Source organism: Pseudoalteromonas sp. NSLLW218, from assembly GCF_015864775.1.
GTDB lineage: Bacteria > Pseudomonadota > Gammaproteobacteria > Enterobacterales > Alteromonadaceae > Pseudoalteromonas.
Map to the genome: position 1 here is coordinate 52,891 of NZ_JADYWO010000011.1, position 25,941 is coordinate 78,831.

The following is a 25,941-nucleotide window of genomic DNA, read 5'->3' on the forward strand; positions in this document are numbered from 1 at the left end:
TATGCTATGCAGAGTTTTGCTGTTGACGACCTTTTTTAAATAGCTCCCTAAAAATTGGGTAAATATCTTCAACGCTTTGAATATGCTGTATGGCGAAATTACTATGGCTGTGTGTTATAGATTCATATTCGCGCCATAGGCTTTGATGAGCACGAGTGGTTATTTCAATATACGCAAAATAGCGTACTGCGCTTAAGAGCTTATTACGTAAAATCTCACCACACTGCGGGGTGTCGTCCGCCCAGTTATCGCCATCAGAGGCTTGTGCGGCGTATACATTCCACTCGTTTGCGTGATAACGCTCTTTTATTATTTCGTTCATTAATTTAAGTGCGCTTGAAACAATAGTGCCGCCCGTTTCTTGAGAATAAAAAAACTCTTGTTCGTCTACTTCTTTTGCCTGTGTGTGGTGGCGAATATAAACAACTTCTATGTCTTTATAGCTGCGTGTTAAAAATTGATAAAGCAAAATATAAAAGCGCTTTGCCATGTCTTTTGTTGGCTGATCCATTGAGCCTGACACATCCATAATACAAAACATCACCGCTTTGCTGGTGGGATGAGGGCGCTTTTCGTAGTTACGAAAACGTAAATCGTAGTTATCAATAAACGGGACCGATTTAATTTGTACTTTTAATGCTGCAATTTCTTTTTGCAATAAAGCAATTGCCGCTTTGTCGCTATGTGGCTCATCAAGCAACGCATCAAGTTGATTTTCAAGCTCAACTAGTCGGCGTTTTTTACCTGCACTCATTGCCACACGTCGTGCAAGCGAACCTTGAAGTGAGCGGACAATATCAATATTACTTGGCATGCCGTCGCTACAAAAACCAGCGCGGTGGGTTTTCATTTGCACTAACTTATCAAGTTGGTTTTCTTGTAAGTTAGGGAGCTCTAAATCTTCAAACAATAAATCAAGGTATTCATCTTTTGATATTGAAAATACAAACTCATCTTGTCCTTCGCCCGAATCGCTGGCGTCACCTTCACCGGCACCGCCGCCTTGCCCGCCTTTAGGGCGCTCAATTTTATCACCTGTAGAAAACTGATCGTTACCAGGGTGAATTTGTTCTCTATTCCCGCCTTGCCCTTGATGAAATGTAGGTTCGCTGATATCGCGTTGTGGAATAGAAATACTCTCACCAGAGCTTGAATCGGTAACGCTGCGTTTGTTAATCGCATCTGAAACTGCTTCTTTAATTTGCTTTTTATAGCGCCTAATAAAGCGCTGGCGATTAAGCGTACTTTTATTTTTTCCGTTTAAACGCCTATCTATAAAATGCGCCATATTGACCTCCTATATACTACGACTATGAAGGTTATTGCGATTTTCTAACCCGTAAATACCACTCAGAAAGCAAGCGAACTTGTTTTTGTGTATAGCCTTTTTCGACCATACGGTTCACAAAGTCTTCGTGCTTTTGCTGATCCTCTGCAGACGTTTTAGTATTAAACGAAATAACGGGGAGTAAATCTTCGGTATTAGAGAACATTTTTTTCTCAATTACCGTGCGTAATTTTTCGTAGCTTGTCCATAGCGGGTTTTTACCGTTGTTATGCGCACGGGCACGCAGTACAAAATTCACTATTTCATTACGAAAATCTTTAGGATTAGAAATTCCTGCTGATTTTTCTATTTTTTCAAGTTCGGCATTAAGTGCCTCGCGGTCAAATAGTTGTCCCGTATCGGGGTCGCGATATTCTTGGTCTTGTATCCAAAAGTCTGCATAAATTACATAACGGTCAAAAATATTTTGTCCGTATTCTGAGTAGGATTCTAAATAGGCGGTTTGCAGTTCTTTACCTATAAACTCAACGTATTGCGGTATTAAATAGCCTTTTAAAAAGCTTAAATAACGCTCTTCTATTTCACTTGAAAATTGCTCGCGCTCTATCTGTTGCTCAAGCACATAAAATAAGTGCACCGGATTTGCAGCAACCTCAGTGGTATCAAAGTTAAACACGCGGGATAAAATTTTAAACGCAAAACGAGTAGATAATCCCGTCATACCTTCATCAACTCCTGCGTAATCACGATACTCTTGATACGATTTTGCCTTGGGGTCGGTGTCTTTTAGGGTCTCGCCATCGTATACCCGCATTTTTGAATAAATACTTGAATTTTCTGGCTCTTTTAAACGTGATAATGTTGTAAATTGCGCCAATGTTTTAAGTGTACCTGGTGCGCATGGCGCGTTGTACAGCTCGCTGTGCTCAAGTAATTTGTCATAAATTTTAATTTCTTCAGTTACACGTAAGCAATAAGGGACTTTTACAATATAAACACGGTCTAAAAATGCTTCGTTGTTTTTATTGTTTTTAAAGGTTTGCCACTCAGACTCATTAGAGTGAGCGAGGATCATGCCATTAAAGGGCAGAGCACTAATTCCTTCTGTGCCGTTGTAGTTACCTTCTTGGGTTGCAGTAAGTAAAGGATGCAGCACTTTAATCGGTGCTTTAAACATTTCTACAAATTCCATCAGCCCTTGGTTAGCTAAACATAAAGAGCCCGAATAGGCGTATGCATCAGGATCATTTTGAGCAAAGTGCTCAAGCTGGCGAATATCGACCTTACCCACTAGCGCCGAAATATCCTGGTTGTTTTCATCTCCAGGTTCTGTTTTGGCAATGCCTATTTGGTTTAAAATAGAAGGGTAGCGTTTAACCACTCTAAACTGGCTTATATCACCATTGAACTCTTTTAAGCGTTTGCCAGCCCAAGGCGACATAATGGTTTTTAAGTAGCGCGGTTTAATACCGTATTCTTGCTTTAGTACGTCTGCATCTTCGATAGGATCAAACAAGGAGAGGGGGTGGTCGTTTACAGGAGACCCTTTAATTGAATAAATAGGCACTTGTTGCATTAAATATTTTAGTTTTTCTGCAATGGATGATTTACCACCTCCAACAGGTCCAAGTAAATAAAGCACTTGTTTGCATTCTTCTAGCCCCTGAGCCGCATGTTTTAAATAAGAGACTATTTGCTCGATGGCGTCTTCCATACCATAAAAATCAGCAAAGGCAGGGTAGCGCGCAACTACTCTATTTGAAAATAATCGACTTAGTCGTGCATCCGTTGCGGTATCTACCATGTGTGGTTCGCCAATTGCCATGAGTAGGCGTTCTGGTGCGCTGGCGTAGGCAGACTTATCGGTTTTACAAATCTCAAGAAATTCAGCGATACTGTATTCTTCTTCCTGTGCCGCTTCGTATCGTGCTTGGTAATGCTCAAAAATCGTCATAATAACCTCCGAAACCCGCTGTAAAAAGGTGCTTACCTTTTAAAGTCTAGTCACGAATGTGTATTTTTGTGCAATAAAATTAAAAATTTAAGTGAAAAAAGATCATGTTACTAAAAGTGTTTTATTAAATGGTGAGGCGCTTAGGTGTGATAAACAAGAAACAAAAAAAGACGCCTAAGCGTCTTTTTTACATTAGCGTTTAAAGGCTAATTAAGCGAAGTTAGCGTTCGCGAATTCCCAGTTAACAAGCGACCAAAAACCTTTAAGGTAATCTGGACGAACGTTACGGTAATCAATGTAGTAAGCGTGTTCCCATAAATCCACTGTAAGGATTGGAGTAACGCCATCATCAGTTAATGGTGTAGCAGCGTTAGATGTATTAACGATGTCTAGTGAACCATCAGCAAGCTTAACTAACCACGTCCAGCTTGAACCAAAGTTATTTACTGCTTTGTCATTTAATGCATCTTTAAACGCATCAAAAGAACCCCATTTAGCGTTGATTGCATCAGCAACTGCGCCAGTAGGCTCGCCGCCGCCGTTTGGAGATAAGCTGTTCCAGTAAAAAGTATGGTTCCAGATTTGTGCTGCGTTGTTAAATACGCCGCCTTCTGATGAACATACGATCTCTTCTAGAGATTTGTTTTCAAACTCAGTACCAGGGATTAAACCATTAAGCTTAACCACGTATGTGTTGTGGTGTTTGCCATGGTGAAACTCTAGCGTTTCTTTTGAAATATGTGGCTCAAGTGCGTCGATTGCATATGGTAGTGACGGTAGTTCAAATGCCATTTTTTTATCTCCATCTTCTTTGGTTGATAGTCCATTTGGTAATACGTAATGCCTGTTGAAACAGAGCAGTTACCTATACCAAGCGGTAATATAGTGTTACTATAATTGTTGAGTATTTTACTCAAGTTTAAGCAAACAGCAATGCTATTGCGAAAGACTATTTCAATTGCGGCTTTATTTGCCCATTTTAAGTTATATATTTGTGGTCACGATGAGTTATTTTCAAGACCTAAATATATTTAGCTATCGTTACTTTGAGGTTGTAGATGGAAACCATTGATAAAATTAAACAGCAAATTTCAGAAAATCCAATAATCCTTTTCATGAAAGGGTCACCAAAATTACCAAATTGTGGTTTTTCTTCACAAGCATCGCAAGCGTTAATGTCATGTGGTGAACCATTTGCATACGTTGATATTTTACTTAATCCAGACATTCGTGCTGAGCTTCCAGCATATGCAAATTGGCCAACATTCCCACAACTTTGGGTAGATGGCGAATTAGTTGGTGGTTGTGACATTATTATCGAAATGTTTCAACGCGGTGAATTACAGCCGTTAATTACTGAAACTGCTGCTAAATATAAAGAAGCTGACGCAGAGTAATTTATTACTCAACCTGAACTCAGGTTATTAAGCTCTTTAAACACAAAGCCACTTCTTAAGTGGCTTTGTTGTTTTTAATTTGTGTTAATTTACGAATAGGGAAGGCTCACTTGTACGTTTAAGCCGCCCTCTATTTTGTTATGTAAACTTATATGCCCTTGATGCGCTTCTGCTATTTCTCTGCATAAAGCTAGCCCTAAACCACTCCCCGTACTTTTTGTTGAATAAAAGGGCACTAAAGCATTTGCCATTACTTGCTCGCTCATTCCTTTGCCGCAGTCGCTTACATTTATAACACATGCTTGGGGTACAAACTCGACCTGAATATGTATTTCATTGGCGTTGGAGCCTGACTCGTGTGAATTTTTTAATAGGTTTATCAGCAGCTGCTCGAGTTGGGCTTGATCAGCTTGTAATTCATTGTGTGAATTTTTTATTTCGTAGCTAAATTGCCAGTGATTTTTTAAATTATTGAGTGTGTTTTGCCAGTTAATCCGTGTTTTTTGTGGCTGAGGCAATTTAGCAAACTTGCCATAGCCTTGTACAAATTCAGTTAAATGACTAATTCGCTCATCAATAGTTGCAAATACACGGGCAAGGCGGGGCTCATCGACTTTATTTGCGAGCAATTGTGCGCTATGTAACATGGACGACATAGGACCGAGTGAATTATTTAATTCGTGGCTGATAATGCGTATTACCTTTTTCCACACGGCAACTTCTTGGCGACTAAGCTCACGGGTTAATTGTTTAAATATATATAAATGATGCTTTTGGTTATTGAGTAAAAACTCCCCTGTGGCTAAATGCCAAGTTTGCGAGTCTTGATTCTCTATTTCTATATTAAAGAGGCCATCAACACCGTGCTCTATAGCTGCTATTAATTGCAGAGGCGAATTTTTGAGTAATTTACTTAGCTGCATACCTTCAAGGCGGGTTGCGCTATTAAATAAACTACGGCTAATTAAATTACTAAATACCACCGTATTATTATCATTGACCAGTAATAACGCTTGCGGCGAGCTTTGCAATACTTTATCAAGCATTAACTCGCGCTGGTAAATCCATTGTTTTTCTTGGCGAAGCTGTTTAGCGGTTTGATTATAAAGTCGGCATAGTTTTCCAAGTTCATCATTACTTTTATACGCTAGTAAGCTGGAGAGCTCACCATCTTTAAAATTAAGCAACCCGGTTTCGAGCGATTGCATGCCAAGCTTTATTGGCTTGGTGAGAGCTCTTGAAAGCAAGGTGCTAAATGCAAGCGTTAGTAATATTAAAAACAGAGTGTAGTACATATCAAAACCACTAAGTGCGGCAATAATAAAAACAGGCAGCGCGCTACAAAGTGAGCAAATTAACACAACCTTTTGGCTTAGGGTAAAGTGGCTAATAATGTTTGGCATTAATAATCAATACCCATTTTTTGTAATCGCCTGTAAAGTGCTTGTCGGCTTAAACCAAATTCACGGGCCACTTTGGCTATAACACCTTGATGAGCGCGCATTGCTTGTTCTATTTCCTGTTTGGTCGGCTCTGCTTTTGCTTCTTGTTGAGCAGTAACCGATGACGAAAGTGCAAAATCATCGACTGTAAGCGCACCTGTTGGTTTTAGTACCGCTACACGTTTACAAGCATTTTCTAGCTCTCGAACGTTACCTGGCCATTTATAATGTTGAAGTGCTTTCTCTGTGTTTATAGTCAGCTCTCGGTGAGGTAAGAAGTGGCTAATGAGTGCTAAAACATCATCTTGCCTTTCGCTAAGGGCAGGCACATTGAGTTCAATTACATTAAGGCGATAATATAAGTCTTCCCTAAATCGACCTTGTTCAATTGCTTGTAGTAAGTTTTCGTTAGTAGCCGATATTACTCGCACATTTACTTTTTGTGTTTGTGTTGAGCCTAAACGTTCAAACTCGCCGGTTTGTACTACGCGTAGTAATTTTATTTGTCCTGAGAGTGGTAAATTACCAATTTCATCTAAAAATAACGTACCGCCATCAGCTGCTTCAAATCGACCAATACGTTGTTTAGTTATCCCCGTGTATGCGCCAGCTTCAGCGCCAAAAAGTTCGGCTTCTATAAGTTCTTGTGCTAGTGCGCCTGCGTTTACCTTAATAAAAGGTTGCGATACAAGTGGGGAGTTTTTTTGAATGATATGCGCAATGCACTCTTTACCACTCCCATTAGGGCCTGTAATTAATGCAGATATATCAGATTTAGCTACTTGTAGCGCCATAGTGACCAGTCGTTCCATAGCCGTGCTTTTAAATATTAGCCCGGCAAGGTCTGCGCTTTTAAATGTACCTTCACGCTCTTGTTGATGGCGATTATGTGTAGCAACTGTTTTTTTAGCACTGCCTAGCTCTATTAAGTTACCGATACAAACTAGTAGTTTTGCATCATCCCAGGGTTTTGGTAAGTAATCAGCAGCACCGGCTTTTACAAGCTCAATGGCGGTGGCAAGTTCGGTCCAAGCTGTAATAAGTATAATAGGTAGGTGTGGGTTTATTTCTCGTAGTTCATAAAACAACGTTTTACCTTCTTCGCCAGAGGTTGTGTCGCTGGTAAAGTTCATGTCTTGAATTACAAGCTCAATTCGCTGATAGCGAACTATTTGCAGTGCATCAAATGTGTTTGTGGCAGTCACTACCGAAAAGTCGTGGATCTCGAGCAATAACGAAAGTGCGTCGAGTACTGCTTGGTTATCATCAACAATTAATATTTTATGAGTCATAGGTTTTTTTTATAATTTTTTAATGGCTACACTGCCTTACTAATCAGTGTAGCATAGTGATTTTTGCATGATTTAGTAACCTGAACTCTGGATAATAAATCTACCTCAAGCGGATTCTAGGTTAAATTGTGCGAGTTGCGATACTGGGCGAAATATTAGCAGCGCGTTTAGCCGGCGCTAATACCGCAAGTAAGCTCATTAAAAATACGGCAATGGCGGTAACGGCTATATAACTTGGCGGTAGTGCAGCTACAGAAAAATACTGCATTAACATTTTCCCAAGCAGTATTGCTGTTACTACACCTAAGGCTAAACCTAGGCTACAAATTAATGCATTTTCTACTAAAAAGTAGCTAACAATAGCTGACTTTCTTGCGCCAAGTGCTCTGCGTGTACCAATTTGCTTAGTACGTTTGCTAATATTAAATAAGGTTAAGCCAAAAATACCGAGAGCGGTTATAAGCACTAAAATAGTGATTAATACTATGAGCATGCGCATCATGAGGCGATCTTGAGCAGTATACTCATTTTTTAATTCATCAAGTCCTTTAATGTTGTTAATAACGCGTTTGCTGTAATTTTCGAGCATGGCATTTTCTATTTCTTTCATTACAGCTGCTCGCTGACCAGGCTCTGTACGAACGGCAACTTGTGCATAACTTGCTGCTTTAATATAAGGAATAAACGCAAGATTATCGGGTTTACTATCTTTGAGCCACGGGCCTTTCATGTTTCCGATCACGCCAATAATTTTAAGTGGTAGGTCGCCAAAATAAACTATTTTCCCTAAACCATCTCTATCAGGGTAGAGCTCATCAAGTAAGGCTTTAGTGACTATAGTGACGTTGGTGCGCTTTTGTGTAATTTCGTTTGTAACGAGCACTTCATCTTCGGTAAAGTTTCGCCCAGCAATTAAGTTTACGCCGTAGGTATTAATTGCGTGGTCATCTATAAAAAAATAAGCGGTCCTGACACTTAGGCCTTCTTGTGGAGCAGGTTTTAAATTAAAGCTCGAAGCGCTGCCACTCCCTGATAGCGGAATACTGCTACTTAATGCGGCATCGACCACGCCTGGCATTTTTCTAAGCATGCTTTCATCAAGCTCAAACTGCTGACTTAAGTTAATATCAGTACCAAAGGTCATTACATTAAACTTAAATATATCTTGTTCAGGGTAGCCCGTTTCTTGGTTTAAATAGCTAATTCTGTCTTGAATGATAAATGCAGCATTACTGACTATTGCCGTTGTGATTGCAATTTGAATTAGCAGTAATACAGCCCCCACCTTTGAGCGGCATAAGGCGTTGAATATAGGTTTTATTTCTAACATTGTTAAATTCCTTATTGGCTCTTAAGGTAAATGGCAGGGTTGGTTTTACACACTAGCCAAGCTGGGTACAAACCAGCCAAAATGCAGGTTGTAATTGCAATCAATGGGGCGCTCAATAGCATGGTTAAATCCATTGTCGCTAAGTTTTCATAGTAGTCGTAGCTTTGCCCTACGCCCATTAAGCCAAGTTGTGCTAGTACAATTCCTAGCATGCCACCTATAAAGCCAAGCATGGCGACCTCAACTAAGTGCTGTAAAAATATTTGCCTTTTACTAGCACCTAATGCGCGTCTTACACCTACTTCCGGCGCTCTGCGTAAAAATTTAGCTAAAAGTAAACCTAAAATATTGGCTAAGCAGACACCTAAGAACATAAAGCTCAGGCCCACTAAAATTTTATTGTCTTCGGTGACGACGTTGTTGTATTGCATCCATTGGTTTACATCGCGAAGTTTATACTCAAGTTCTTTACGATTAAATCGACCACGTTTTTGTTGTTCTTGCATATAGGCTAATAAGTAATTTTGATAGGCTTGTTTTTGCTCAAGCGTATTGAGCTCTGCCCAAAACTGGATCCATACTTGCTCAGATTGCAGTTTATCTGCAAAGGTTGGTGTGTTTTCGTGTTTCCATCCATTGCTATTGCCCCAACTTACTAGCTCTTTTGCCTTTATTAAGCTAAAGGGCATAAATAACTCTTCTACTTGATTAAATGCACCGTTATTTAAATCATAATATTTAATATTGAGAGGCCAATGGTTAATAACACCAACTACTTGATAGCTTGCATCATCTAAGTAAATCAGTTTTCCGACGGAGTTTTGTCCTGCAAATAGTTTATCGTTTATCTCTTGGGTAATAACAACCACAGGTGCGGCTGAGTTTTCTTGCTCTTTGCTCCAAGCCCCTCCGTATAAAAATGACAAATTAAACATGCTAAAAAAGTCAGGCGTTGTCATGCGAGCATTACCTATAAAAGGTTTTATTTTGTCGGAGTCTAGATAAACTGAAAAGCCGGTACGCATCATAGCCACTTTTTTCTCTGACGTGGGTGTGTTTAATAAGTTCTCTGCATCTTGATAGGTCAGTTGCAGTGGCATGTTATCTTCTGTCCTCCACGTACTACCATCGTCCATTGTTTGTAATTGCACACTGTAAAGTTGGCTGCTTTTTTCTGGGATAGGATCGGCCGACATCATGTGATAAACACTAAGGCTGGTCATTGTTATGCCTATACCTAACGCAATGGCAAGTACCATTAAAAAGCTAACCAGTGGGGTGCGCTTGAAGCTGCGCCAACTTAAATCTAAATAATGAATAAACATTAGCTAAACCCCCGATGCTGTTTTTATAGTTTGCGCGCCCTGATAAAGCGTAAAGTCGGCAAGTTGTCCATCAACAACTTGAATATTACGCGGAGCACGACGGGCTAATTCGCTATCATGCGTTACCATTACAATAGTGGCACCGTCGCGATTGATTTGTTCAAGTAACTCCATAACTTGGCGAGCCATTAAGCTGTCAAGGTTACCTGTTGGCTCATCGGCAAGTAAAAAACGAGGTTCACCAGCAAGCGCACGGGCTATTGCCACACGTTGTTGCTGGCCACCAGAGAGTTGTTGAGGTAAGTGTTTAGCGCGAGATGCTAAACCAACTTGTTCAAGGCATTGCTCAATTCGACGTTTTCGCTCATTTGCTTTAATCCCTCTGTAGCGAAGAGGAACTTCTATGTTTTCATATAAATTTAAATCGGGGATCAAATTAAAGCCTTGGAATATAAAGCCAATTTTTTGATTACGTAAATCAGCACGTTGGTTATCGTTTAGGCTGCCAACATTAACACCATCCAACAGGTATTCACCTTCGTTAAAAGGCTCGAGCATACCTGCAATATTTAAAAAGGTTGTTTTTCCTGAGCCGCTAGGACCAGTAACAGCAATAAATTCGCCTTCGTTAACGTGCAGGTTAAAGTCTCGAAGCGCATGGGTTTGTACCATTTCTGTTTGGTATACTTTACTTACATTGTTCATTTGTAACATGGTTGTTCCTAATTATTTTTAGCGTTGGTTGAGAACGTCTGTTTAATTTAATAAAATCGTGTTGGCTTGCTTAAAGTCGCTGTAGCTTGAAATAATAATTTCATCGTTTTCTTTTAGTCCGCTCAAAAGCTCAACCGCATTAATGCTGGTGGCACCTATTGTAATAGGTATGCGCTTTGCGATATTGCCATCGACTTTATAAGCTACAATTCCGCCTTGCTGCATAAATGCACCACGCTTTACTTGCATTACACCTTCTCGGTTGTCGAGTAAAATACGTGCAGTTAAGCGTTGGTTCTGACGAATATTGTTAGTAACACCTTTAAACCGGACGCGTGCTGTTACTTCACGATTATTTACTTCTGGTGATATGGCGGATAAATTCCCCATCACTGTTTCATTGCCTAACTTAAGCTCTACTTCCATACCGAGCCCTAATTCGTTTGCGTAACTTTCAGGAACTTGGAGTTCGGCTTCAAAATTACTTAAGTCGACGAGAGTCATAAGAGGTTGGCTTTGCGTCACTGCGGCTTTTTGTTGCACTAATAGGTTACCCACAATCCCTGTAACGGTAGCCTTAATAGATAGGTTTCTTACTTTTCGGATTAAGTCATCAACAATAAGTTGTTGGCGGATTACATCACTTTTAGCTGCTTGTAGTTCAAAGGCGAGCGTGTCTTTGGCAAGTAATACCTCTTGTTGTGCATGCTTATATGTGAGCCTTGCACGTGATAAATCATCAACTGCTTTTTCAAGATCAATTTGGCTGATTAAGTGCTTTTGAATTGATAACTGCGCACGACGATTTTCGCGCTCAGCGGCGTTAAGCTCAACTTGTGCCATATCGAGTGTTTTATTTAAGGTGAGTGTTTGGCGTCTTGCTTGCAAATGTTGCCTTTGCTGCTCGCCTTCAAGCCTTTTAAGTACAGACTCCTGTTGCTTTAATTCATTAGTCAACTCAGGACTTTGCAGCAGGGCAAGTGTGTCGCCTTGTTTTACTGTATCACCGGCCTTTACTTTTAAATCTATAAATCCACGTTCTGGGCTATAGATTTGAGGGGCATTGGCAGCAACAATTTTACCACTGGCGGCAATGTCCCGAATAAGCGCTTTAACATGTACTTTTGCAATTTGCACTTTTGAGCGGCTAATAGAGCTTTTAGCGCTATGGCTAGTTAAAAAAATATAAGCAATTGTAGAGAGCACAATGAAAACAATCGCAGTGATTATTGCGTATTTTTTATAGCTGATAGGTGCCTTTACCTGTACATCTTGTGCGCTGGTATCTTTAATCATTTAATTCTCCCTACATTGCTTTTATGTATTTTTCGCACAGCAGTAATAAAGCTGCTGTGCAAATTGCGGCAATAGGAGAGAGTAAAAATAAGCTTAGAGTAAACATAGTAATTCCAATTAGCGATTATATATAAAGCTATACGATTAATATGCCAACAATTATGGTATTGATATTTAAGTGATTTTATTTTTTTGTTCTTTAAATTCATGTCCGCGGACAGTTTGTGTGTCCGCATCGGACACTGGTTTAAATAAAAATTCACTATAAACGTACAAAAAATGACATGAACTTTCATAACTATACTAATGAGCAGCAATAATCGGGGATGTTAAGTCATTAAAGTAATGAAATAGCACAAAACTATCTAAATGTTAACTGAATAGCCCTTCCATTGCTGAATACTTATTCACTTTTGTTGCCTTTACGTTTACGTAAGCTGTCACGACGAAGCCTTGTGTTTTTTACAATATGTTAAAGTTGACACCAGTGTCATGAAAAAATAGTGGTTAAAATAACGCTAAATGTTAAAAGTAATGGTAAAAAGAAATCTTGCTATGAAGTGAGAAATATTCAAGAATGTGAATATGTATTCAAAGTGCTATTGACTCTATTTAAGATAGAGGCTAGTTTTGTCCGTCTGTTAGCAAATCGTCGAGTAGTTCATCCACGCTAACAGTGCAGCAAGGGGAGGGGTCTATGTTATACGACTCAAAGTTAGAAAAAGAAAATTGTGGCTTTGGCTTAATAGCTCAAGTTAATGGTCAAGCTAGCCATAGGCTTATTCGTACAGCTATTACGGGGCTTGATCGCATGCAGCACCGTGGCGGTATATCTGCTGATGGTAAAACAGGTGATGGCTGTGGTTTATTATTACAAAAGCCAGATAGCTTTTTCCGTGCTATTGCTAGTGAACACAACTGGCACTTAGGCAAAAACTATGCAGTGGGTATGATATTTTTAAATTCAGATCCCGTTTTAGCGCAAGCTGCAAAAAAAATACTTAGTGAAGAATTAGAAAAAGAAACGCTAAATATTTTAGGTTGGCGTGTTGTGCCAACCGACCCATCTATGTTGGGTCCTATTGCTGTACAGCAATTACCGGGTTTTGAACAAATTTTTGTTAGCGCGCCAGAAGGTTGGCGCTCTAAAGATTTAGAGCGTCGCTTGTACGTAGCACGCCGCCGCGCGGAAAAGCGCATTGTTGATGACGAAGCTTTCTATATCGCAAGTCTATCTGGTTTGGTAACTATCTATAAAGGCTTAATGATGCCTGCAGATTTACCAAATTTTTACCTAGATTTAGCTGATATTCGTATGACGAGTGCGATTTGTGTTTTTCATCAGCGCTTTTCTACTAATACTCAGCCGCGTTGGCCTTTAGCTCAACCTTTCCGCTATTTAGCACACAATGGTGAAATTAATACTATTGAAGGTAACCGCCAGTGGGCACGCGCACGTTCATATAAGTTTGCGTCACCGCTTATTCCTGATTTACAAAGCGCAGCGCCGTTTGTAAACGAAACCGGTTCTGATTCATCAAGCCTAGATAATATGCTTGAGCTATTTTTAGCTGGCGGTATGGATTTATTCCGCGCTATGCGTATGCTCGTTCCACCTGCATGGCAGAAAAACCGTGCAATGGACGACGATTTACGTGCATTTTACGACTTTAACTCTATGCATATGGAACCATGGGATGGCCCCGCCGGTATTGTTATGTCGGATGGTCGTTTTGCGGCTTGTAACCTTGACCGTAATGGGCTTCGTCCTGCGCGTTATGTAATTACACAAGATGGTTTTATTACGCTTGCATCAGAAGTAGGTATTTGGGATTACACTGCCGATGAAGTGGTTGAAAAAGGCCGTGTTGGTCCAGGTGAATTATTAGTCATTGATACTAAACTTGGCAAAATCTGGCACTCTGATGAAATCGATCAAGACTTAAAATCTCGCCACCCTTATAAATCATGGCTTGAAGAAAACGTTAAGCGTTTAGTTCCATTTGAAGAACTGACTGAGCAAGACGCCGGTAATCGCTCATTTGATGACGAAACGTTAGCTAAATATCAAAAAATGTTTGGTTATACCAACGAAGAGCTTGATAGCGTTATCCGTGTAATGGGTGAAAATGGTCAAGAAGCGACAGGCTCTATGGGTGACGACACGCCATTTGCTGTGCTTAGTGAAGGACACCGTTCGCTTTATGATTACTTCCGCCAAAAATTTGCGCAGGTAACAAATCCACCTATCGATCCACTGCGTGAAAACCATGTAATGTCGCTTGCAACCTGTATTGGTAGTGAGCAAAACGTATTTAACGAAACTACAGGCCATGCTAAGCGCCTACAGTTCGATACACCAATTTTAATGTACGCAGATATGCAGCAGCTATTAAATGCTGATGAAGCGCACTACAGCTACTGTAAAATTGACATTACCTACACAGTTGAAGAAGGTTTAGAAAGCGCGGTTACGCGTATTTGTGACCAAGCACAAGAAAAAGCAGCCGCTGGTTGTATTATGCTTATTTTAACTGACCGTAACTTTGATGAAGTAAATTTACCAATCCCAGCAGCTATGGCTGTAGGTGCGGTACAAAAACGTTTAGTTGATAACAACCTTCGTTGTGAATCAAACATTATCATTGAAACCGGTAGCGTACGTGATGCGCACCAGTTTGCTGTGTTATTAGGTTTTGGTGCTACAGCAATTTACCCATACCTAGCGTATGAGTCGCTTGTTGCGATGAGCGACAGCAAAATTATTAATAAATCGTACTGCGAGGTAACTCTTGCTTACCGTAAAGCCATTAATAAAGGCTTGTACAAAATTATGTCTAAAATGGGCATAAGTACGGTTGCGTCATACCGTTGTTCAATGTTGTTTGAAGCGGTTGGTCTATCTGATGCTATTGTTGACATGTGCTTTAAAGGTGTGGCAAGTCGTATACAAGGTGCATGCTTTACTGACTTTGATGACGATCAGCAAAGTTTGCACAAACTTGCTTTAAGTAAGCGTAAATTATTAAGCCACGGCGGTTTATTTAAGTACGTTCACGGTGGTGAGTATCATGCTTATAACCCAGATGTTATTCAAACGCTTCAAAAAGCGGTGCGTTCAGGTGATTATAAAGACTACAGTGCGTACGCTGATTTAGTTAATAATCGCCCAATAGCGACTTTGCGCGATATGTTAGCGCTTAAATTACCTGAGCAAGGTATAAGCATCGATGAAGTAGAGTCTGCAGAAAACCTATACAAGCGTTTTGACTCAGCAGCAATGAGTATTGGTGCACTATCTCCAGAAGCGCATGAGGCGCTAGCAATTGCAATGAATCGCTTAGGTGGTTGTTCAAACTCTGGTGAAGGCGGCGAAGATAAACTGCGTTACGGTACAGAGAAAAACTCGCGTATTAAGCAAGTTGCTTCAGGTCGATTTGGTGTAACGCCTCATTACTTACGCAGTGCTGACGTTATTCAAATTAAAGTAGCACAAGGTGCAAAACCAGGCGAAGGTGGACAATTGCCGGGTGAAAAAGTAACCCCGTATATTGCAAAACTTCGTTATTCGGTACCGGGTGTTACGTTAATTTCGCCACCACCACATCACGATATTTATTCAATTGAAGATTTAGCACAGCTGATTTTCGATTTAAAACAAGTTAACCCTAAAGCACTTATTTCTGTAAAACTGGTCTCAGAACCAGGTGTAGGAACTATTGCAACAGGTGTTGCTAAAGCATATGCCGATTTAATTACTATTTCTGGTTATGACGGCGGTACAGGCGCAAGTCCGCTTACTTCTGTTAAATATGCGGGTAGCCCTTGGGAGCTTGGTCTTGCTGAAACGCAGCAGGCACTTGTTGAAAATGGCCTTCGTCATCGTATTCGCTTACAAACAGATGGTGGCTTAAAAACAGGTTTAGATATTATTAAAGCAGCGATTTTAGGTGCCGAGAGCTTTGGTTTTGGTACCGGCCCAATGGTTGCGCTTGGTTGTAAATACTTACGAATTTGTCACTTAAATAACTGTGCGACCGGTGTTGCAACACAAGACGAAACACTTCGTCAAAAGCATTACCACGGCTTACCAGAAATGGCGATGAACTACTTTAAGTTCATAGCTCAAGAAGCGCGTGAAATTATGGCAAGCTTAGGTGTTGCAAATTTAACTGACTTAATTGGTCGCCTGGATTTACTAGAAGAAATTGAAGGTAAAACAGCGAAGCAAAAGAAAATTGATTTATCTTCTGTAATTGCTCAGCCAAATAACCCAACAGGTGAGACTCTTTATTGCAGTGTACCTAATAGCTCGCATTATTTAGGAAAGCTCAATGAGAGCTTACTTGCTAAGGCACAAGAAGCAATTGATGCATCAAGCGGTATTTCACTAGTAAGTCGTATTTGTAATACGGACAGATCGGTTGGTGCAATGCTTTCTGGCTATATTGCTGATAAATATGGTAATCAAGGTATGGCGGCAGACCCTGTAGCAATTGAACTACATGGTACTGCGGGTCAATCATTTGGTGTGTGGAATGCTGGCGGTCTTGAAATGACACTGGTTGGTGATGCTAATGATTACGTAGGTAAAGGCATGGCGGGTGGTAAGCTAGTAATTCGTCCACCACTTGGTTCGTCTTTTGAAAGTCATAAAGCAACAATTGCAGGCAATACATGTTTATACGGCGCAACGGGTGGCAAACTATTTGCTGCAGGTTGTGCTGGCGAGCGTTTTGCAGTGCGTAACTCAGGTGTGCAAGCGGTTGTAGAAGGCGTAGGTGACAACGGTTGTGAATACATGACGGGCGGCGTTGTATGTGTACTGGGCAATGTAGGTGTTAACTTTGGTGCGGGTATGACAGGTGGTTTTGCTTATATTTTAGATGAACGAAATGATTTTGAAAAACGCATTAATCCAGAGCTTGTAGAAATAGTAACACTGGATGAATTAACATCGCATCAAGAGCATTTACGCGGCTTAATTGCCGAGCATTTAGAGCTTACAGGCTCATGCCGTGCAGAAAGTATTTTAGCTAACTTTGAATTGTACTTACCTATGTTTAAATTAGTTAAACCGATATCAAGCGACGTAAAAAGTTTACTCGGGCATCGCGCTCGCAGTAGTGCCGAACTACGTGTTCAGGCGCAATAAGGGGGCAGTATGAGCGAAAATGTATATCAATTTATAGACGTGCAGCGTGTAGACCCACGCAAGAAACCAATCTCGTCACGTAAAAAATCTTTCGTAGAAATTTACGAACCCTTTTCAGAGAATCAGGTTAACTCACAAGCTGACCGTTGTTTAGATTGTGGTAACCCATACTGTGAGTGGAAATGTCCAGTACATAACTACATTCCACAATGGTTAAAGTTAATACGCACAGGCCGTATTATCGAGGCGGCTGAGCTTTCTCATCGTACAAATAGCTTACCAGAGGTTTGTGGGCGTGTTTGCCCACAAGACCGCTTGTGTGAAGGCTCGTGTACGCTCGACGAAGAGTTTGGTGCAGTTACAATTGGTAATATTGAAAAGTATATTACTGATGAGGCATTTAAAATGGGCTGGAAGCCTGATATGTCTTATGTAACATGGACCGACAAAAAAGTAGCTATTATTGGTGCGGGCCCTGCAGGTTTAGGCTGTGCTGATATTTTAGTACGAAATGGTGTTAAACCAGTGGTGTTCGATCGTCACCCAGAAATTGGCGGACTACTCACATTTGGTATTCCTTCTTTTAAACTTGAAAAATCAGTAATGCAAAAGCGCCGTGAAATTTTCACTGAAATGGGCGTAGAATTTAAGTTAAATGTTGAAGTAGGTGTTGATATTACACTTGATCAAATTTTAGCTGATTACGACGCTGTATTTTTAGGGGTTGGTACGTATCAGAGTATGCGTGCGGGCCTTGAAAACGAAGATGCACCAGGTGTTCACGATGCATTGCCGTTTTTGATTGGTAATACGAACCGTGTAATGGGCTACGACGAGACAAAACAACCGTGTATTGATATGGCTAATCAAAAAGTAGTTGTACTTGGCGGTGGTGATACAGCGATGGACTGTGTACGTACGTCTATTCGACAAAATGCGGCAAAAGTAACCTGTGCTTATCGTCGTGATAAAGAAAATATGCCAGGCTCTAAACGTGAAGTTAAAAACGCGAAAGAAGAAGGCGTTATATTTACGTATAACGTTCAGCCTAAAGGCATTGTATTGGACGATAAAGGTAAAGTGACCGGCGTTAAAATGGTTAAAACTAAATTAGGCGAACCTGACGCAAAAGGCAGAAGCCGCGCTGAAGAAGTACCTGGTTCAGAGCATGTTATTGAAGCAGACCAAGTTATTATGGCGTTTGGTTTCCAACCTCACAAAATGGATTGGTTAGAAAAATACGATGTAGAAATAAACCACTGGGGTGGCATCAATGCACCAGAACAAGGTGAGTTTACACATCAAACTACTAACCCTAAAATATTTGCTGGTGGCGACATTGTACGTGGTTCAGATTTAGTGGTAACTGCTATTTTTGAAGGACGTAACGCTGCAGAAGGTATTATGGATTACTTAAAAGTTTAATTGCTCGTATTGATTAAATGATATTTAAAGCAAGCCAAGAGGCTTGCTTTTTTATTTGTTCTATTCGAATGTAATATCAACGTAATTTGTGGCAAACGGGGCTACATTCACACCACCTTTTGTATGATTTTCTTTAGCCATATCTCCAGTTACTAACTTCATACAGTAACTACCAGAAAAAGTTGCTTTGTCATTGTTGGTTGTTCTTTCTAAGCCTAATGCGTTTGCTTTGGCATCTACTAACCAGCTTTATGGGCTAGTTTCATACATACAAACGTTTCCGACACTCCTTTATTCTTTGTCGTTTATATTCTAATACTAGTTCGGTTAATTAAGTGGTCTATCTTGAGATAACAGAATCGTGTCGATAATAAGGCTAAAGTTTCGCTATTTAGCTGTTCTCGTTAAACCCTCTTACAGTACTCTGCATTCATGCAGTCGTATCTCACAAGCGTTAACGCAGCTAGCATTAAGCTCAACTTCTGAAATTAATTAATGTGTTGTGTACTAGGTCCACACACAATTCATAGAATCGTTATTACCACCTTTAGCTGAGCAGGTTTATGTTATTGCTCTACACCCAGTCAGTTCAATTATTACAGAAATAAAAGGGCGAACTTAAATGATTTTAGAAAATGGTATTAGGACTAAGTAATTTGATTTCATAAAAATGTATTTATCTGGGATAAGTGCAAAAGGCTAAATATATAGGCACAATTGTCAGTGCTAATTACTAACCTTAATAGTTGATTTAAACATAAAGTCAGTTCATTATTAAAGGCTGTTTACGGTTTGCTTACTTTATATAATAAGGTTGGCTCTTACTATAATGATAAAATAAATATAAATTATGTACGAATATTCAAACAATTCAGAAAGGAAGCTCATTGTCCGATTCTTTTCTTCGATAGGCTTTATAGCAACCTTTTCTATGGCTAGCTTAGCGTTTATCAATAATAGCTATTTATTAACATTTACTTTAGTAGCTTCTTCGTTTGTTTATTTATTGGCATTCAATATAGGTAGAGGTGTAGAGAAATCTGCAACCATAATTTTATACAACCTTTATGCACTGATGTTTTACCTAGTCCTCACTGGTGGAGCACAAGGAACAGGACCAATATGGATATTTATAGTATCTCCTGTTACTTATTCAATACGTGGGCTTAAGCGAGGTACTTATGATATTGTTTTATTTTTATCGGCGATTGTTCTCGGTTTCTATTGCGCTGATACATTTAATATATATGACTACAATCCTGAGCAGTTTCCAGTCAGAATCATACTCGCTTTTATAATTGTTGCATCGCTGAGTGGTTATTACGAATTCTCAAGAGAGAAATACAGCAGTAAATTAATTGCTTTAAGCCAAAAAAATGAATTTTTAGCAACTATAGATCCACTCACTAATCTGCCAAACCGCCGTTTCACTATGAATAAGCTTATAGTTTTTAAAAATGAGCTTAAAAACAATAATATTCCGTTTGTAATATTATTAGCTGATGTAGATAATTTTAAAAAAATTAATGATCAATTTGGCCATGATTTTGGCGATGAAGCTCTTATCCATTTAGCCAAAACATTTGAGAAAAGTATTCCGCAAAATGCGATTGCTTCCCGTTGGGGCGGTGAGGAGTTTTTAATTGTGATTCCAGATGCAACAGTTGAGCAGGGGGAGCTCGTTGCAGAAAAAATCCATAATGCCCTTGAATCTTCAGCTGTAAGCCTATTCTCTGATAGTGTAAATATAACGCTAAGCATTGGCATCACAGCTGCAAACGCTGAGCGCTCAATTGACCTAGATATTAAGCATGCTGATGAACTACTTTATAAAGCAAAAGAGCAAGGTAAAAACAGAACGTGCTCTTTTTAAATGTTTATTTCAATCCATCGAGAACGAATCTAGAGATGGCCTTATTTTAGCTTTTCTGCGTTTTACGCTCATATAGCAAAATATATTGCACGCAACTTGTACCGTGATTAAAGCCCAATAACTAATACCTAAACCACTTAATCCATTTTCCTTTTCGCTTGCAAGGTAATAGGCCACAACCGCTAGGTGAAAAACTAAAAAGCTATTTAAAAAACGAAATAAGCGTTGTTTAAAACAAGTATGTTTATATTTACTAAATATAATTAAACAGGTGCTTAGTACTAATAACAACCAACTTAAAATTATACAAAAATCAACTAAAGTACTGTGCATTATTTAATCCTTGAAGACGTTATTTACTAACATATTAGGCGTGAGCCATTATTAGTTCTTTAGCATTTGCTTTAGCTGTTTTACTTATATTGTCACCGCCTAGTAAACGGGCTATTTCATTAATGCGGCCATCTTTATTTAAAGGCAGCATATGAGTAAATGTCTCCCCTTGTGCTATTTCTTTAGCTACAAAAAATTGCTGATGTGCACTACTGGCAACTTGCGGTAAATGAGTAACACAGATTACTTGGGTCGACTTTCCTAACTGGCGTAATAACTTACCTACAGCAGATGCCGTTGGGCCAGAAATACCTACATCAACTTCATCAAAAATAAGTGTTGGAGTTGTTACTTTTTGGGCAATAATAACTTGTATAGCAAGGCTTATACGAGAAAGCTCACCACCTGATGCTACTTTAGCTAATGGTTGAAGTGGTTGCCCCGGATTAGTTGATACTAAAAAAGAAACATTATCAAAGCCTAAGCTGTTTGGTGTACGATTACTCTCTTGGGTTAAGGCTATTTCAAAAACACCGTTTTCCATAGATAAATTAGCCATGCTTTCACTTATTAATATATTCAGTGTATTAGCATACTCACAGCGGCTTTTACTTAATTCATCAGCAGTTTGCTTATAACTAAGTAATGCGCTTTCTATTTCTGACTCAAGTTGCTCTAGGCGATTACTATTGTTACTTATTGACTCAAGCTCTTGAGCAATTGATTGATGAAACTCAACTAACTGCTGAGGTTTTATATGATGCTTACGCGCTAAATCCATCGCACCACTTAGTCTATTCTCTACTTCAACTAAGCGGGCAGGGTCTAAATCTGCTTGCTCAGTGTAATTACGCACTTCACGGCTTGCTTCTTCAACTTGTACTGCGGCTTCACTAAGCATAGCAGCTACGCTTGCTAAACTTTCGTCATATTGAGCCAGCTCAGTAAATTGTTGAGCACTATGCTGGAGTAATGAACAGGCATTTTGCTCATCACTTTCGTATAACTGTTGTAATTCGCGTTGGCACGATTCTAATATCGTTTGACTATTACTAAGCTTATAATGCTCAGCTTCAATTAAATCAAACTCATTCTCTTGCAATGCAAATTCATCAAGTTCAGCAACTTGATATTCTAATAATTGTTTTTGCGCAGCTTGCTGCTGTTGTTGTTGCTCTAAGTGTTTAAATTCTTTTTGTAAGTTAGCAAACTGTTTATAGTTTTTATTTACCGAGTTTACTAAGTGGTGATGCCCTGCATAGGCATCTAAAAGCTGTAACTGATGCTCAGCTTTTAATAAATGTTGGTGGGCATGTTGTCCATGAATAGATATTAAATATTGTCCTAGTTCTTTTAATTGTGACGCGGTAACTGCACTACCATTAATATAGCTTTTACTGCGGCCGTTTTTGCAAACAACACGACGCAACAAGCACTCATTGTCTGAAGTGCTTAGCATATGTTGCTCTAAAAATGCTTGAGCAAGCGGTAGATCTGTTAAGTCAAATTGTGCACATACTTCTGCTTTATCAGAACTTGGGCGCACTGCTGATGCTTCAGCGCGTTCACCTAAGCACAGGGATAGGGCATCTATAGCAATAGATTTACCTGCACCTGTCTCACCTGTGATCGCGGTCATACCGCTGCGCCACTCGGTGCTTAAATTACTCACGATTGCGAAATTTTTAACTTCTAAACCAATTAACATACTGTTTATCCATCCAGTCAATTAACTGTTAATTTATACAGTGTTTTGGTTTTTTGCAAATTAATTTTGTATTATTTACGCAACACTTACATCTTGAGTAAACTGTGTGTCGGTAGTCTGGGAGGAGGTGTCAATTTTATCATCAACAATATCAGTCAGTTGTACAGTGTCTTCAGTTATAATTAGAGCTATGAGGGGAGGTAGTACATTTATATAAAAACTCTTATTGTATAAAATTCCTTGCTGAGGCAATTCAGATACAAAGTACTGTATATTATCAATCAATGGTTGAATTATATTTGTCTGATTAGTTTTAATTAACTCGTTAGACAACGTGTTAATTAGCAAGTCGGCGATATCTTCAAGCTGTTGCAAGTTCTCGTCTGTATGTGGTTGAACTACAAAAAAATTATTCACAATAGCTTGAATGCGAGGAATGTATTTTGGGCGAATTATTTTAGCATCAAGTAGTTCATTAAGCTTTGTTTTAAGGCGAGTATTTACATGCGAAACACGTTCATTAAATAGCTTTTTTCTAGCTTCAATTGCCTTTTTACGATTACTTTCTACTTTAAGGTAAGTAGCTAGTAATGTAATCAATAACAATAGAGCAAAAAAAACAACATAAGTCATTATTATCCGTTCCTGAAATGGTTAATTATTTTTATAGTGACATTTTGCTCTATAGTACTGCTTTTAGCAATAAAATTAGTATAAACGACTACCCCAATTTAGTTTTGTACGCAAAACGTTGTAGTAAGAGTAATTTTTTGGATGAATTAAGCGCAACTGTTTATCGGCTTTTTTAATTACTACTTCATCACCGGGTAATACGGCAAGAACTACATGGCTGTCGCAACTTACCTGAAGGCTATCTGTATTTTCTAGGCTTAGCTTTAAACGAACCTCGTTATCGGCATCTACCACTAAAGGTCTGCTAGATAAGGTATGAGGAAACATAGGTACTAACGAGATTGCATTTAGCTCGGGCGTTAAGATTGGCCCGCCACCTGATAGCGAATAGGCTGTAGAGCCTGTCGGGGTTGATACTATTAAACCATCGGAGCGCTGAGAAAACACAAAGTCATTATTTATAAAAGCTTCAAATTCAATCATGTGCGCCACTTTATCGGCATGAAGTACCGCTTCGTTAACAGCTGAGTTGGCGCTTTTTAATTCATTATGTCGATATACTTCTACTTCTAATAAAAAGCGTTTTTCTTCTAAGTATTCACCACTGAGTACTTGCTCTAAGCTTGCTTCAAACCCTTCAGGGTTTAAATCAGTTAAAAAGCCTAGGTTACCTCTATTTACACCAATTACAGCAATGTTAAAGCGCGCAAGCACGCGTGCTGCGCCAAGCATGTTACCGTCACCACCTACAACAATGGCTAAATCGGCTTGTTCACCTAAGTCGACTAACTTTACAAGTTTGTCATGCGGAATATCGTCTAACTGACTCCCTGTGCGTTTTTCTACTATTACCTCAAAGCCAAGCGCAAGTAAAAAGGTATGTAAACGCTGCAGAGTAGCCGCTGCTCCTGGGTGATTAGGTTTGCCAATTAGGCCTATGGTGTTAAAAGGAGAGTCCATAATGTACGCACAAAGAGATTTAATAATAGTAGAGTAACTCAAAACAGAAGTGTTTGAAAATACAGATTATAGCAATATTATAAACCTTCAATTTTATTCGCAGTGAGTTAGCTGCACGACTTGAAAAAGAACTAAACGCCCCGATATCTCTTTCATGCAACAAGATGTAGATACCATGAAACTAAACCCACGAGATCAGCAAATTTTTTCAGCTGTTATGAACATGTACTGTAATGGTGAAGGCTTGCCTGTTCCATCAACAAAAATTGCCAAGCTCAAAGGCATGGCAGTGTGTTCGGCTACAGTTCGTAATGCTATGGCTCGCTTAGAAAAAGTGGGCTTATTGTATTCACCTCATACATCCGCTGGGCGAGTGCCTACAAATGAAGGATTTGATTATTGGTTTGACGAATTTTTTGTGCTTGGCGATATTGCTAATTATTGGCAACCACAGCAATCACAACTCGTTGAGTTAGCCCATGGTTTGAGCCAAAAATATCAAGTCTGTTGTTGTGTTGGTTTACCTCAAGCCAGTTCACAGCAAGTATTTAGAGTAGAAGTGCTTGATTTTGATTCTACCGACTGGCTTATTTTATTAATAGATAGGGCTGGGCAGAGTCACAATATTTGTATTGATAAACCTCATGATTCGTCAGACTCTGTTCGTTATCAATTTGCCACATGGTTAAATACAGTATTTAGCCAACAAACCTTAATGGAAGGTTTGTACCGTATGCAAGCTATGGCAAATACAGCGCCTCGAAATTGCCATGATTCGCTTAATCAATGGACGCGACAATTGAGCCAGAAATTAGGCTCAGATAACAGTATTGTTGTTGGTGAAAATTACCTCTACAAACAAATTGATTGCGAGCAGAGCTTAAATATTGGTGTTTCATTTTTAAATTACGTAGAAGATAAGCTCGCTTTTAAAAACGGGTTATCAGTACTTAATAGCGAAAAGCTGCCTTTTACTGAGTGCAACGAATTGATTGTAATAAGTGTGCCATACTTTCAAAATCAAGAATATCAAAGCCGCTTTTGTATAATTTGCCCTAAATCAGCGCAGATTGAAGAAATAATTCAAGAATTTAAATTAATTGAGGCATCTAACTCTTGAATCTTTTTATTCAATCCCCATAATTACCGCAGTTGTAAAGAATTGGAGCACGTATTTTATGTCTGAGCAGACACAAAACCCTGAGCAAGAAGTAGAATTAAACGAAGAAATTTCTAAAATGCAGGCTGATGTAGAAGCAGCAGTAGAAGCCGCTGATCAGCATGCAGAACAAGAGCAAAGCCCTGAAGCAGAAATTGCTATGTTATATGCAGAGCTTGAAGCTGCAAAGCAAACAATTGCTGATCAAAAAGACGGTGTTGTTCGTGCCGCAGCAGACGTAGATAATATTCGTCGTCGTGCAGCACAAGATGTAGAAAAAGCACATAAATTTGCACTAGAAAAATTTGCCAACGAATTACTACCTGTAATTGATAACCTTGAACGTGCTATTGAATTTTCTGATAAAGAAAATGAGACTTTAAAGCCGTTACTTGAAGGTATCGATATGACGGTTAAGAGCTTTAATGACGCTGTTTCTAAATTTGGTGTTGAAATTGTAAACCCACAAGGTGAGCAGTTTAATCCAGATTTTCATCAAGCAATGTCAATTCAGCCAAGTAACGATGTAACACCTAATACAGTGCTTGCTGTTATGCAAAAAGGTTACACATTGAATGGTCGTTTATTACGCCCTGCGATGGTTATGGTTTCTAAAGCTGCTGATGCTTAATTAATTTAAGATTATTAGCTTTGATA

Annotated in this window: 18 protein-coding genes; 6 read left to right on the top strand and 12 right to left on the bottom strand. The window is 39.3% G+C overall.

Going from position 1 to position 25,941, the window contains the following annotated elements; genetic code table 11:
* Positions 1-4: 4 nt before the first annotated feature.
* The 3 genes from I6E80_RS16390 to I6E80_RS16400 all read right to left on the bottom strand — a co-directional run bounded on the left by I6E80_RS16390 (position 5) and on the right by I6E80_RS16400 (position 4,034).
* Entirely contained in the window at positions 5-1,288 is a 1,284-nt protein-coding gene (locus I6E80_RS16390; protein WP_197185983.1) for a YeaH/YhbH family protein, read from the bottom strand.
* A gap of 31 nt (positions 1,289-1,319) precedes the next feature.
* Positions 1,320-3,242, bottom strand: a complete 1,923-nt coding sequence (locus tag I6E80_RS16395; protein WP_197185984.1) for a PrkA family serine protein kinase — start codon at positions 3,240-3,242, stop codon at positions 1,320-1,322.
* Positions 3,243-3,452: 210 nt separating this feature from the next.
* Positions 3,453-4,034, bottom strand: coding sequence for a superoxide dismutase (locus I6E80_RS16400; protein ID WP_002960323.1), 582 nt, complete (start codon positions 4,032-4,034; stop codon positions 3,453-3,455).
* A gap of 266 nt (positions 4,035-4,300) precedes the next feature.
* Between I6E80_RS16400 and I6E80_RS16405 the strand changes: the two genes are divergently transcribed.
* On the top strand, positions 4,301-4,639 hold the full coding sequence (locus I6E80_RS16405; protein ID WP_004335359.1) for a Grx4 family monothiol glutaredoxin: 339 nt from the start codon (positions 4,301-4,303) through the stop codon (positions 4,637-4,639).
* Positions 4,640-4,728: 89 nt separating this feature from the next.
* Here the strand turns inward: I6E80_RS16405 and I6E80_RS16410 are convergent, their stop codons facing one another.
* The 6 genes from I6E80_RS16410 to I6E80_RS16435 form a co-directional block, all read right to left on the bottom strand.
* Positions 4,729-6,042, bottom strand: coding sequence for a PAS domain-containing sensor histidine kinase (locus I6E80_RS16410; RefSeq protein WP_197185985.1), 1,314 nt, complete (start codon positions 6,040-6,042; stop codon positions 4,729-4,731).
* Positions 6,042-7,373, bottom strand: coding sequence for a sigma-54 dependent transcriptional regulator (locus I6E80_RS16415; protein ID WP_197185986.1), 1,332 nt, complete (start codon positions 7,371-7,373; stop codon positions 6,042-6,044). Before I6E80_RS16415 ends, I6E80_RS16410 begins: the two co-directional genes overlap by 1 nt.
* 121 nt (positions 7,374-7,494) lie before the next feature.
* Positions 7,495-8,703: an ABC transporter permease gene (locus tag I6E80_RS16420; RefSeq protein ID WP_024598342.1), complete on the bottom strand. Its 1,209-nt coding sequence runs from the start codon at positions 8,701-8,703 to the stop codon at positions 7,495-7,497.
* Positions 8,704-8,714: 11 nt separating this feature from the next.
* Entirely contained in the window at positions 8,715-10,028 is a 1,314-nt protein-coding gene (locus I6E80_RS16425; protein WP_197185987.1) for an ABC transporter permease, read from the bottom strand.
* 3 nt (positions 10,029-10,031) lie between these two features.
* Positions 10,032-10,742, bottom strand: a complete 711-nt coding sequence (locus I6E80_RS16430) for an ABC transporter ATP-binding protein (protein WP_197185988.1) — start codon at positions 10,740-10,742, stop codon at positions 10,032-10,034.
* A gap of 42 nt (positions 10,743-10,784) precedes the next feature.
* Positions 10,785-12,038: an efflux RND transporter periplasmic adaptor subunit gene (locus tag I6E80_RS16435; RefSeq protein ID WP_197185989.1), complete on the bottom strand. Its 1,254-nt coding sequence runs from the start codon at positions 12,036-12,038 to the stop codon at positions 10,785-10,787.
* 697 nt (positions 12,039-12,735) lie between these two features.
* Here I6E80_RS16435 and gltB point away from each other — a divergent pair.
* The 3 genes from gltB to I6E80_RS16450 all read left to right on the top strand — a co-directional run bounded on the left by gltB (position 12,736) and on the right by I6E80_RS16450 (position 20,491).
* Positions 12,736-17,193, top strand: a complete 4,458-nt coding sequence (gltB, locus tag I6E80_RS16440) for a glutamate synthase large subunit (protein WP_197185990.1) — start codon at positions 12,736-12,738, stop codon at positions 17,191-17,193.
* A gap of 9 nt (positions 17,194-17,202) precedes the next feature.
* A complete protein-coding gene (locus I6E80_RS16445) occupies positions 17,203-18,618 on the top strand; it encodes an FAD-dependent oxidoreductase (RefSeq protein ID WP_076924143.1) in 1,416 nt (471 codons plus the stop codon).
* A gap of 850 nt (positions 18,619-19,468) precedes the next feature.
* Positions 19,469-20,491 carry a GGDEF domain-containing protein gene (locus I6E80_RS16450; RefSeq protein WP_331459341.1) on the top strand — a complete coding sequence of 341 codons (1,023 nt, stop codon included), beginning with the start codon at positions 19,469-19,471 and terminating at the stop codon, positions 20,489-20,491.
* Between the two features lie 367 nt (positions 20,492-20,858).
* Here the strand turns inward: I6E80_RS16450 and recN are convergent, their stop codons facing one another.
* The 3 genes from recN to nadK all read right to left on the bottom strand — a co-directional run bounded on the left by recN (position 20,859) and on the right by nadK (position 24,125).
* Entirely contained in the window at positions 20,859-22,532 is a 1,674-nt protein-coding gene (gene recN, locus I6E80_RS16455) for a DNA repair protein RecN (RefSeq protein WP_197185992.1), read from the bottom strand.
* 75 nt (positions 22,533-22,607) lie between these two features.
* Positions 22,608-23,165: a hypothetical protein gene (locus I6E80_RS16460; RefSeq protein ID WP_076924147.1), complete on the bottom strand. Its 558-nt coding sequence runs from the start codon at positions 23,163-23,165 to the stop codon at positions 22,608-22,610.
* Between the two features lie 75 nt (positions 23,166-23,240).
* A complete protein-coding gene (gene nadK, locus I6E80_RS16465; protein ID WP_004335384.1) occupies positions 23,241-24,125 on the bottom strand; it encodes an NAD(+) kinase in 885 nt (294 codons plus the stop codon).
* Between the two features lie 154 nt (positions 24,126-24,279).
* Between nadK and I6E80_RS16470 the strand changes: the two genes are divergently transcribed.
* Positions 24,280-25,245 (top strand): HrcA family transcriptional regulator, encoded by a 966-nt coding sequence (locus I6E80_RS16470; protein ID WP_170070680.1) that lies wholly within the window; start codon positions 24,280-24,282, stop codon positions 25,243-25,245.
* A 58-nt stretch (positions 25,246-25,303) separates the two neighbouring features.
* The gene (grpE, locus tag I6E80_RS16475) at positions 25,304-25,915 is read left to right on the top strand and encodes a nucleotide exchange factor GrpE (protein ID WP_007375833.1); all 612 of its coding nucleotides are present in this window, start codon (positions 25,304-25,306) and stop codon (positions 25,913-25,915) included.
* Positions 25,916-25,941 lie beyond the last annotated feature (26 nt).

Bases quoted from the DNA above. Each gene is read 5' to 3' on its own strand.
- I6E80_RS16390 (WP_197185983.1), bottom strand. From the start codon at position 1,288: ATGGCGCATTTTATAGATAGGCGTTTAAACGGAAAAAATAAAAGTACG.
- I6E80_RS16395 (WP_197185984.1), bottom strand. From the start codon at position 3,242: ATGACGATTTTTGAGCATTACCAAGCACGATACGAAGCGGCACAGGAA.
- I6E80_RS16400 (WP_002960323.1), bottom strand. From the start codon at position 4,034: ATGGCATTTGAACTACCGTCACTACCATATGCAATCGACGCACTTGAG.
- I6E80_RS16405 (WP_004335359.1), top strand. From the start codon at position 4,301: ATGGAAACCATTGATAAAATTAAACAGCAAATTTCAGAAAATCCAATA.
- I6E80_RS16410 (WP_197185985.1), bottom strand. From the start codon at position 6,042: ATGCCAAACATTATTAGCCACTTTACCCTAAGCCAAAAGGTTGTGTTA.
- I6E80_RS16415 (WP_197185986.1), bottom strand. From the start codon at position 7,373: ATGACTCATAAAATATTAATTGTTGATGATAACCAAGCAGTACTCGAC.
- I6E80_RS16420 (WP_024598342.1), bottom strand. From the start codon at position 8,703: ATGTTAGAAATAAAACCTATATTCAACGCCTTATGCCGCTCAAAGGTG.
- I6E80_RS16425 (WP_197185987.1), bottom strand. From the start codon at position 10,028: ATGTTTATTCATTATTTAGATTTAAGTTGGCGCAGCTTCAAGCGCACC.
- I6E80_RS16430 (WP_197185988.1), bottom strand. From the start codon at position 10,742: ATGTTACAAATGAACAATGTAAGTAAAGTATACCAAACAGAAATGGTA.
- I6E80_RS16435 (WP_197185989.1), bottom strand. From the start codon at position 12,038: ATGATTAAAGATACCAGCGCACAAGATGTACAGGTAAAGGCACCTATC.
- gltB (WP_197185990.1), top strand. From the start codon at position 12,736: ATGTTATACGACTCAAAGTTAGAAAAAGAAAATTGTGGCTTTGGCTTA.
- I6E80_RS16445 (WP_076924143.1), top strand. From the start codon at position 17,203: ATGAGCGAAAATGTATATCAATTTATAGACGTGCAGCGTGTAGACCCA.
- I6E80_RS16450 (WP_331459341.1), top strand. From the start codon at position 19,469: ATGTACGAATATTCAAACAATTCAGAAAGGAAGCTCATTGTCCGATTC.
- recN (WP_197185992.1), bottom strand. From the start codon at position 22,532: ATGTTAATTGGTTTAGAAGTTAAAAATTTCGCAATCGTGAGTAATTTA.
- I6E80_RS16460 (WP_076924147.1), bottom strand. From the start codon at position 23,165: ATGACTTATGTTGTTTTTTTTGCTCTATTGTTATTGATTACATTACTA.
- nadK (WP_004335384.1), bottom strand. From the start codon at position 24,125: ATGGACTCTCCTTTTAACACCATAGGCCTAATTGGCAAACCTAATCAC.
- I6E80_RS16470 (WP_170070680.1), top strand. From the start codon at position 24,280: ATGCAACAAGATGTAGATACCATGAAACTAAACCCACGAGATCAGCAA.
- grpE (WP_007375833.1), top strand. From the start codon at position 25,304: ATGTCTGAGCAGACACAAAACCCTGAGCAAGAAGTAGAATTAAACGAA.